The organism is Bacteroides sp., assembly GCF_052357945.1.
Taxonomy (GTDB): domain Bacteria; phylum Bacteroidota; class Bacteroidia; order Bacteroidales; family Bacteroidaceae; genus Bacteroides.
The window spans coordinates 1-9,112 of record NZ_DAWCXD010000175.1 but is presented as its reverse complement, the minus strand read 5'-3'; the positions used below and the strand labels follow the sequence as shown (position 1 = coordinate 9,112).

General features: G+C 38.0%; 10 protein-coding genes. 9 read left to right on the top strand and 1 reads right to left on the bottom strand.

Annotation, left to right across the window (positions count from 1 at the left end):
* The 9 genes from ACT8YW_RS20310 to ACT8YW_RS20270 form a co-directional block, all read left to right on the top strand.
* The coding region (locus ACT8YW_RS20310) for a hypothetical protein (RefSeq protein ID WP_444106955.1) at positions 1-1,114 on the top strand (1,114 nt) is incomplete at its 5' end.
* A 144-nt stretch (positions 1,115-1,258) separates the two neighbouring features.
* Complete coding sequence (locus tag ACT8YW_RS20305) at positions 1,259-1,630, top strand: DUF3853 family protein (RefSeq protein ID WP_444106954.1); 372 nt, start codon at positions 1,259-1,261, stop codon at positions 1,628-1,630.
* On the top strand, positions 1,615-2,604 hold the full coding sequence (locus ACT8YW_RS20300; protein ID WP_287818641.1) for a hypothetical protein: 990 nt from the start codon (positions 1,615-1,617) through the stop codon (positions 2,602-2,604). Before ACT8YW_RS20305 ends, ACT8YW_RS20300 begins: the two co-directional genes overlap by 16 nt.
* A 57-nt stretch (positions 2,605-2,661) precedes the next feature.
* A complete protein-coding gene (locus ACT8YW_RS20295) occupies positions 2,662-3,000 on the top strand; it encodes a hypothetical protein (RefSeq protein WP_444106953.1) in 339 nt (112 codons plus the stop codon).
* 184 nt (positions 3,001-3,184) lie between these two features.
* Positions 3,185-3,835 carry a hypothetical protein gene (locus ACT8YW_RS20290; protein WP_444106952.1) on the top strand — a complete coding sequence of 217 codons (651 nt, stop codon included), beginning with the start codon at positions 3,185-3,187 and terminating at the stop codon, positions 3,833-3,835.
* A gap of 79 nt (positions 3,836-3,914) precedes the next feature.
* Positions 3,915-4,370: a leucine-rich repeat protein gene (locus ACT8YW_RS20285; protein WP_444106951.1), complete on the top strand. Its 456-nt coding sequence runs from the start codon at positions 3,915-3,917 to the stop codon at positions 4,368-4,370.
* A gap of 244 nt (positions 4,371-4,614) precedes the next feature.
* Entirely contained in the window at positions 4,615-6,294 is a 1,680-nt protein-coding gene (locus ACT8YW_RS20280; protein WP_444106950.1) for a DNA primase family protein, read from the top strand.
* The gene (locus ACT8YW_RS20275; protein ID WP_444106949.1) at positions 6,291-7,199 is read left to right on the top strand and encodes a BT4734/BF3469 family protein; all 909 of its coding nucleotides are present in this window, start codon (positions 6,291-6,293) and stop codon (positions 7,197-7,199) included. The genes ACT8YW_RS20280 and ACT8YW_RS20275 overlap by 4 nt, the downstream gene beginning before the upstream one ends.
* Positions 7,200-7,203: 4 nt before the next feature.
* The gene (locus tag ACT8YW_RS20270; protein ID WP_444106948.1) at positions 7,204-8,358 is read left to right on the top strand and encodes a DNA primase family protein; all 1,155 of its coding nucleotides are present in this window, start codon (positions 7,204-7,206) and stop codon (positions 8,356-8,358) included.
* 96 nt (positions 8,359-8,454) lie between these two features.
* On the opposite strand, the gene ACT8YW_RS20265 is transcribed toward ACT8YW_RS20270, so the two are convergent.
* Positions 8,455-9,039 (bottom strand): hypothetical protein, encoded by a 585-nt coding sequence (locus ACT8YW_RS20265; RefSeq protein WP_444106947.1) that lies wholly within the window; start codon positions 9,037-9,039, stop codon positions 8,455-8,457.
* Positions 9,040-9,112: the final 73 nt, after the last annotated feature.

Genomic DNA, 9,112 nt, shown 5'->3' with positions numbered 1-9,112 from the left:
TATTGATGATAGGGAAGAGCTATGGGATTCTATTTGTGATATATGCAATCAGTTGGAATCTGCTATTGGTATAGATAAACTTATGGACATTTACCTATGGGGAATGGCAAGTTCATACGGAAAACAAATTATAAAATTTTGCAAAAGTATTTCTCAAAATAACTTTTTACTTATTCTAAAAGAAATAGAGTATATTGGTAAAAAATATTATCAGATATACAAAGAGCGAATTCCTCTGATTTTTTTTCGTCTGAAAGAGTTTATTAGTAATAGAGCAAACAATATAGAAAATTGCATTCCGGAAGAGATTTTGGGTCTCATAATTGAGAATTACCTTAATGAGTACTCATTTGATAAACATACAGTTGATGAAGTTACATGCAAATGCCCCAATATTATGTTGGATGTCTTTTTCTTATTCTACTATTATATATATGAAAAACCTCAATATATTGTAAAACTGGGTTTTACCTTAATGTCGGGAAAATCTTCTGCTGAAATTCAAAGTGCCATATTTTTATCATTCAGTTCACAAGATTATGCCCCCCTGATTCAATATGAATACGAATGGTGGCGTAAAGAAACAGGAGAAATATTATCATTGCCATTCCCATTTTTCAAGGGAACTGTTAACTTACAAAGTATTAATATAGTTGATTATAAATTAGATAGCCCGAAACAGATTATTGAGGGTTTATCCGATATAGATTCAGAAAGCCCTGACGAGGACAAGGACCAACATTTCGGGTTAAGTTTTAAATCTGAGACCGTGAAGTACTTGTTCGATAACATTAAAGGAGCATATATAGATCCTGACACTGACATCCGCCTATTCTGTTACCGTTTGACCGGTAAAGGAAAACTAGATAAGATTTCTTATTTAAAATGGATTGCAGACGAAAAGTCCCTTGCCTTCTTCATTAGGCGTCTGGGAGTCAGTAAAAACAACTGTTGGCAGAAAACCGAGGATTTTTTTGGAAACAAAGCCAATAATTTAAAAACAATTTATTCAAGACTGGTTGATACAAAAGGTTGCTTAAAGACAAATGAAACCAACCTAAAGAGGTTGGAGCAAATAATAGACGAAGCCTTGAGCTATATACCACACCACTAAATTCAATAAAAAGCGTCTAAAAATGACGCTTTTTTTATGCCCTTCTGTAACGACTTGTAACTTTCAGTATATAACTTGTAACTTCCTTTATAGGACTTGTCGCTATCATTATTTTTGCATCGTAATATTAAAAACAAATAGAAAATGGAACAAGAAGTAAAATCACTCGAAGCACTTCTTAATAAGACAGTGCTAACCATGAACGGTGCAGAGTTTTTGGAATTACTGCACCAAGTGAAAAGAACAGAGGTAAAGGAAGAGAAAAAGCAATCTTCACTAAATGATTATCGGGATTTACCACAGTTCATAACGGGTATTAAAGGACTTGCAAAGGTACTGGGTATCTCTGTAAGTACGGTAAACAGGATGAAAACTGAAGGATTGCTTGATGATGCAATCTTCCAGAACGGAAAGACCGTAATTTTCGATACCTATAAGGTACTAGAAATCCTGCGTGTGAGCAATCGGAAAAGTAAGTACAATATTAAAAACCAAAAGTTATGGAAAATAATCTAATACAACAACCTAATTCAACAGCCTCCCCAAAAGAAGCACCAATAAAACTGACAAGAGGAATGATTTTCACTTTATCTACATTACTCGGAATGGGGTATTCTTTCGGGCGCATCAAGATTAACCGTGATATTGATGCGAAGCAGGTCAAGAAAAAAATTGCTTCCATTCTGGCCTGCAAAGGTATAATCTCTCCATTTCTTGTCGTGCCTGCTGCCGTCTGTTTAAAAGCGGGACTGGAACTGGAGGAGTCTGACGGAAATCCAATCACAGAGGATACCCCAGACCTCGATCTTATCCTTATTGTAATTGACGGACAGCACCGTATGGAGGCTCTCAAGCAATTGAACAAGAAGTTAAGGAAAGAGGGCAAAACAGAATATGAGGGCTATGTCTATCTTCCTCTTATAGATGATTACAACGTTCCCACGGTGCTGCGGGAAGCCAATTCAGCAACGAATCCCTGGGATGGTATGGATTGGGTGACACAACTCCTTGCCACAGCAAAAGAGAAAGGTATATCAACTGAAAAATTGGAGTGGGTAAAAGAGAAAGCCAAAACCGGATCTGATTCCGCTGCATGGTCTTGGGTAAATGGTGGCAAAACCAATTCAAAGACAGTCTGCATCAAGGCTTCAACTGATGATCAAAAACTGGAGGAGCTGGCTGATACTACATCATTTGAGGAGGACAAGAAACTTTATGAATCAGCCGCCAAGTCTTTTGAAGGGAACTCAGCCAAAGTTCTCGGTTGGAAAGTGCTACCGGAATGGATCTACAAGCAACTGGATTCTCTGATAAAAAAAGATATGAAACGGAGTGAGGCCATGAATCTGCTGGTTACATTTCTTGAAGGCATAGGAGTTACCAATGCACAGGAAATAAGCCAGATAAAGAAGAACGCTAGCCAGAGCAAGGACAATATGATTATTGCCAAGTTGAACGAATTATTTGCTGATTTTAATTTAAAACACTAATCCCAGTTTCTCCATCATGTGAGAGGTGGTGGGGATTCTATAAACAATGCTCAGAAAATGAAGAACCTGAAACAACTTAGGGAAGACGGGTATAGTTTCTGTCTCCCTCAAAAAACAAAACTTGATACTGGGATTATCAACAAATTACAATGCCAATTGATGTATCTTGTTGGAGTTGTTATAATTCATGTTACTCCGGTCAGTGAATATCTGGTACGTGGTGTGTCCGTAGTTGACGAAAATGGCGATCTTGTAACTTCCCTTGATAACGACTTGGAAAAGAAGCTGGTTATTGTTAGTAGTGATCTGAACCTTTGGTATGCTCTGTTACAATCTGCTGTCAAGGATGAGGAGGTAAATATCGAAACAATTGCAGGCAGATATATGAAATTCTAATATAAAGTAAGCAGGGGCCCAGCTTGCTTTATCACAATTGAAGTTTAATAAAAAAATTACGATAATGGAAAAAACCAAAATTCCCATTACAGCCCTTTTTGTGCTTAAAAATATCCTTGGCGCAGAATGTAAATGGCTTGGAAACAGAAGGATAGCAGTAAATAAACCCTTAAAACAAGAAACAATGAAAAAAAAGAACTTATCAACAACAAATACATTACCATTTCCCAGTAAAAAAGAATATACTTCTTTGGGTGAGGTAAAGAAAGAGTTTTTGGGCAATTTCAGTTACCTTACGCATAAAATCGGCCGGGAAATAGGCAAAAACATGCCTCTGTACAAGGCCTATTCTGATACGGACCATTCCGATATCGGTCCACATTATAAAACCTTTCCGTCCATTGATCTGGAAGACGGTTATACAACCCATGTCGGCATGAACTGGCCGGAAAGGAAAGACAACCTGCTCCTTTCCCTGACTAAAGACTTTGTTCTTGGAAACGGAGGTGACAATATCACATTCGGAATGATATATCCTGATAAACCGAAAAAGAGAGTGCCGGCCTTTCTTACCGAATCATTTTTTGAAAGTTTCTCGGGTTCGACAAAGTTTGGAAAAGTTTATTTCTTCCTTATCGCCAGTAAAGCGGGATATATCTCACAACAGTCTTCAGGAGAAGCCAGATGGCTGTTTCCGGAAGGGGTCGCTTTGGGTTATAGGAACAGTGATTTCTACGTATTCAATGGATTTACCGACCAGATTAAATATAAGGGCGAAAAACTGATGGGTAATACAATAAAAAGGCTTGACGATATTCTGTGGAGCATCAAATAGCAATTCCCAACCGGAAGAGGGAGAATTCGATGTTCTCCCTCCCATTAATAAGAATTTTAACCAAGGTAAAAAACTGATTATGAAACATTTAAAAGGGAACGAAAATATATTCCCGAAGCGGATGTATTGCAAGAAAACAGAGATTGACTTGTCAAAAAGTGGGACGGGCTTGTTTCCTGGTGGCTTTTATGTGAACCGGCACGTTAAAAGGGTGATACTTCCGGATTATGCGGATACAGTACCGGCCAATCTGTTCAAGGGATGTATAAACCTGAAGGAAGTTACTCTCCCCATAGATCTGGATATTGACGAGTCAGCATTTGAAGGATGCAAGTCACTGACTGATATTCATATTCCACTTTATGTCGGTAGTATTGCGGCAAACGCTTTCAGAGGATATCGGGAAAATATCAGATTCCATTCTGACTCACCAGCTGTCAACCCCAAAATATTGAAGCAACATATTGAGAAGGAGCTGGGACATAGTATCGAACTGTATGATATTTCCGGTAACTTGGTGGTATCAACAGACTGATAGAACCGGAAGACATCCACTTTCCACAAGACCGTTTTCATCATGGTTTCCAAAGAGAAGTTATGGAATTGGAAACACTCTGTGGATTTGAAGAGAACAAGCAATAACATAATTCAAATTCAGTATGGTGAAAAGCTACATTCTTTTCATTACAGGTCCTCCTATGCCTGAAAATATCCCGGGTATAGAATGTAACAGGCTTATAAATAAGAAGATAACAAATTGTAAACTAAAAAAGCAATGAATGAATAAACAAAAAGAAATTCTTAAGGAAATCCTTGATAATATTCCAAAAACGGATTTCAAGGAGATTTATGCCGGTGGATTGTACCGGAGACTGGAAAAGGAAACTGATCCTGATGTGAAGAAACTTTTTCAGGAGAAGATCTATTCCATACAGGTCACTGATGAGAACAAATCCGTCCTTGTTGTCGAGAAAGTGAAGGAAGTCACTGAACAATTGGGCTATGGCCTTGTGATCAATGAGGAAGGAACGTGCTATCTGTATAACAAAGTGTTCTGGGAACCGATAAACGAGCTTGACCTGAAACATTTCCTAGGCAAGGCTTTCCAGAAAATGGGAGCTGACAAATATACAGCCAGAAATGTGAGGATAGCGAACAGGATCCATGAACAGGCCTGCTATTCTCTTTACAAGCAGACAGAACGGGATAAGGGTGTGGTTAAAATCAATCTGACTAATACGACCCTTGTGATTGGTCATGATGGAAGTGTGAAGGAACAGGAGCATTCGGCTGATGATTATTTCTTCTATGTCCTTCCTTATGAGTACGCCCCCAAAGCGATGTGTCCCATGTTTCAAAAGTTTCTAGATGAAGTTCTTCCAGAAAAGGATGTTCAGGAAGTATTACAGGAGTTTGTCGGTTGCTGTCTTAATCCCTTCATCAAACTGGAGAAGGTTCTATGTTGCATCGGAACTGGAGCAAATGGCAAAAGTGTGTTCTTTGAGACAATAATGGCTGTACTGGGAGAGAATAATGTTAGCTCGTATAACATCAACTCCTTATGTGATGATAAAGGTTATTCACGAATTATGATCAAGAATAAACTTCTGAACTATAGCAGCGACTTCAATGGTAAAATATGGGGTAATGGAATATTCAAACAACTTGCCAGTGGGGAACCGGTAGAAGCTCGACGGCTGTATCAAGACCCGGAAATGGTAAAAGGATATGCAAGACTGGCTTTTAACTGCAACTCGATTCCGACCAGTTCAGACAGTTCCTATGGTTTCAGAAGGAGACTGCTGATGATTCCATTCGGCATGAAGATAAGCAAGGAGAAAGCTGACCCTGACTTAGCCAGAAAACTTCGCTCCGAACTTCCCGGTATTTTATTATGGGCGATTGAAGGCTTGCAACGGTTTATCAGGAATGGAAAGAAACTCAGTCCATCTCCGACTATTGAAGCTCTGGAACAGGAATATAAGGAAGATACTGACAGTGTTGTCATGTTCCTGGGAAGTAAACATTACATACCGGGTGATAAGGATTTCAAGAGATTATCCGAGTTATATAATGAATATAAGGAGTACTGCAAGAGCAATAGTATTCGCTTCGAGTCCAAATCCAATCTAAAAAACAAACTGAAAGAGGAAGGTTATACAATTGAGGAAAAGGAAAAAAAGCTATCAAAGTCGCTATTACTACATCTGTGCCTTCTATTGTTCCTTCTCCTTTTTATCCCTAGCTCTTTCTTTCCCTGCCTCAAGAGAGAAGAGGAAATGTCGGGAATAGAGCGGGAAAAGGGGTGGAAAAGCCTATTTTACTTAACTTTTTCAATTCTAGTTATTCAGAAAATAGTAAAAAAAATAGGGTTTATAATTTCCCCTCCCCGCTTTCCCCTCCTTTCTTTCTTGAGGGAGGGAAGAAGGAAATGTGAGGTAAAAAATATTAAAATATGAAAACAACTGTTTTTAAAGAAAAGCCCTACAGTGAGAAACATATTCATTCACTGACAGGTAAGGAGTATTATCAGACTATGGAATATCCTCCCAACTATGTGGATGTTGATCTGGTATTTGATATAATCAAGGAAGAAAAATTAAAATCACGGATAGATCAGGCAAGGGCTTACTATGATTCAGACCGTGTTACATATGAGAAGATTAAAGGGAAATTACCTATCTGTCTTTTTGCCGGAACATTCGGAAGATTCTGTAATGATGCTCTTATTACTCCTTCAGGTCTTGTAGTTGTTGATTTCGATAAGATTCCGGTTCCAAAAATGCCTGATGTATGGAATATGCTGGTTAATGACCCTTATACCTATGCAGCATTCCTTTCCCCTTCCGGTAGAGGTTATAAGGCTATTGTCCGTGTTGCCAATAATATTGATAACACCACCCATAACGAATACCTTGATGCTTTGAAGGATCATTATAACTCTCCGTTCTGGGATAACAGTTGTAAAGGGATATCCAGAGCTTGTTATCTTAGCAGTGACCCTGATCTTTATCAGAACAGGAACAGTATTGTATGGACGAAGAAAATTTCATCATCCCCTTCTTCCCCAGTTGTTATTCGTGTCAAAACTTATGCTCCACCTTACGAATATGAGAAGCTGCTAAATTTCTTGGAAGGTGGATTTAACAAGTACCCAATGACACGTGGAAACAGACATCGGTCATCTTTTGATAGAGCCAGAGAATTAGCGGAATGGGGTATTCCACAAGAAACAGCTTTCAGATATCTCTCCCAATTCATAGAACCGGATTTTTCAGAAGAGGAGATAAAACGTGAAGTAAGGAAGGCCTATAAGTGGGTTAATGATAAAGGTAATTTTGGTAGTAAATATAGAAAAATTTAAGATTATGGATTACAAAAAATTATTAGGGGATATAATCAATGCCATTCCCCAATCAATTACTCCAACCAATAAGAAGGGGACGAATGCTGAAATCTGTGACAAGATACAGCAGACGGCAATCAGTATCGGTCATCCTTTCCAAACTTTCAGGGACCAGTGTGTTTATTGTTACACCGGAAACCATTGGGTTAGTATTGACGACTTTGATTTGAAAATATTTCTCAGGGAAGCTTTGGGGAGAATGACAAATAATATGGTGGAAGCATCACAAAGGGAAGTGGTGGAAGGATTATTCAAGCAGTTTCCATATACGGTGATGGGATTGGCGGTAGAGCAGGACAAGGAGAAAATTAACTTTCAGAACGGTACTTTTAATCTTAAAACCGGAAGGCTGGAACAACATCTGTATTTGGATTATTTCAGGTATGTTCTTCCTTACCCCTATAACCTAAATGCGACGTGTCAGATGTTTATGAAGTACTTGGACAGAGTATTACCGGACAAGGACGCTCAGAAGGTGTTGGCTGAATATATCGGTTGGATCTTTACTCCTTTGAAACTGGAGAAGGTCTTGTTTCTCTATGGCTCTGGGAAAAATGGGAAATCGGTGTTCGTGGATATTGTCGAGGCTCTTCAGGGTAAGGAGAATATTTCCCATGAATCTTTGTCGGACATGTGTGGTGAGAATGGAGACAGAAGCAGGGCAAATTTATCAGGAAAATTGCTGAATACCTGCTCTGATGTCGCTCCAAATGCTTTCTCGGGGGATATCAAACGTATTGCCAGTGGAGAACCTATCAGCACCAGACAACTATATAAGGATGTGGCAACACTTACCGATTACGCCAAAATGCTTTTCTGTCTGAACGAACTTCCGAGAACCAATGACAAATCGAACGGATATTTCAGGAGGTTTCTTATCGTTCCCTTCAAAGTCCAGATACCCAAATCGGAAGTGGATCCGAAACTGGCTGAGAAGATTGTTTCTACAGAGTTACCCGGAATTATGAACTGGGTGCTTGAAGGTAGAAAACGGTTAATTACTCAATCCGGTTTTACAGAATCTTCATTATGCCAAAAACAATTGGAGGAATACCGTTATGGCAGTGGAGTACGGAAGAAAGTAAACCTGATTCTACCTGATGGATTTAAGTTATAAAAGAAAAGAGGAGACTGAACTTAATTGTCCGGTCTCCTTATTCTTTTTTATATACAATATATCCAATAGATAGGCATCGTTATGTTTTCATTGAAATCAGCAAAGATATTTTTTGTATTCCTCCCTAAGCTGTTTTTGTATAGAAATAATTATATTTTTCTGATTCTCTATCAATTTTGAATAATCATTAAAAGCAAGAGCTTCTTCTTTTTGTAGCATTTCGTATTCAATCTGATTATTTTTGGAATCAAGTTTAGATATTTTTTCGCCTATTTCTTGAATTTCTACAAGTTTGTCATTTATATCACTCAATGATTCCGTAGCATGAAATTTTCTTTCAATCTCCTGAAAATCATAGTACAAATATAAAGGGTTAAGCCTACTTACTGATTCTTCAAATAGATTATTACATTTCATTATTAATTTTTGCAATGCAAGCCATGTAGTTTGATTGCTTGTGTCTATTCCCTTGATTGTGATTTGCATCATATTATATGTATCCAATGCTTCCTGATACCATGCTATCGCTTTTTCCACTACATCTGTTTTTCTTTTAAACATTTGCATTTTTAGTTCTCTTCTATGCTGATTATGAGCATTTAGCATATCAATAACTGATTTAATAGCCAATGTAGTAACAGAGCCAATAAAACCAGCGGATATTAATTCGGAAATATTCATTCTTATTTAATTGAAAAGTATGCGAATCAGCAGTTGACAATCTTCTACCTTTTCGCTTGTTAAAATGTTATTA

What these genes read in the sequence shown, in the direction of transcription:
- ACT8YW_RS20305 (WP_444106954.1), top strand. Translation starts at nt 1,259, where the DNA reads ATGGAACAAGAAGTAAAATCACTCGAAGCACTTCTTAATAAGACAGTG.
- ACT8YW_RS20300 (WP_287818641.1), top strand. Translation starts at nt 1,615, where the DNA reads ATGGAAAATAATCTAATACAACAACCTAATTCAACAGCCTCCCCAAAA.
- ACT8YW_RS20295 (WP_444106953.1), top strand. Translation starts at nt 2,662, where the DNA reads ATGAAGAACCTGAAACAACTTAGGGAAGACGGGTATAGTTTCTGTCTC.
- ACT8YW_RS20265 (WP_444106947.1), bottom strand. Translation starts at nt 9,039, where the DNA reads ATGAATATTTCCGAATTAATATCCGCTGGTTTTATTGGCTCTGTTACT.
- ACT8YW_RS20290 (WP_444106952.1), top strand. Translation starts at nt 3,185, where the DNA reads ATGAAAAAAAAGAACTTATCAACAACAAATACATTACCATTTCCCAGT.
- ACT8YW_RS20285 (WP_444106951.1), top strand. Translation starts at nt 3,915, where the DNA reads ATGAAACATTTAAAAGGGAACGAAAATATATTCCCGAAGCGGATGTAT.
- ACT8YW_RS20270 (WP_444106948.1), top strand. Translation starts at nt 7,204, where the DNA reads ATGGATTACAAAAAATTATTAGGGGATATAATCAATGCCATTCCCCAA.
- ACT8YW_RS20275 (WP_444106949.1), top strand. Translation starts at nt 6,291, where the DNA reads ATGAAAACAACTGTTTTTAAAGAAAAGCCCTACAGTGAGAAACATATT.
- ACT8YW_RS20280 (WP_444106950.1), top strand. Translation starts at nt 4,615, where the DNA reads ATGAATAAACAAAAAGAAATTCTTAAGGAAATCCTTGATAATATTCCA.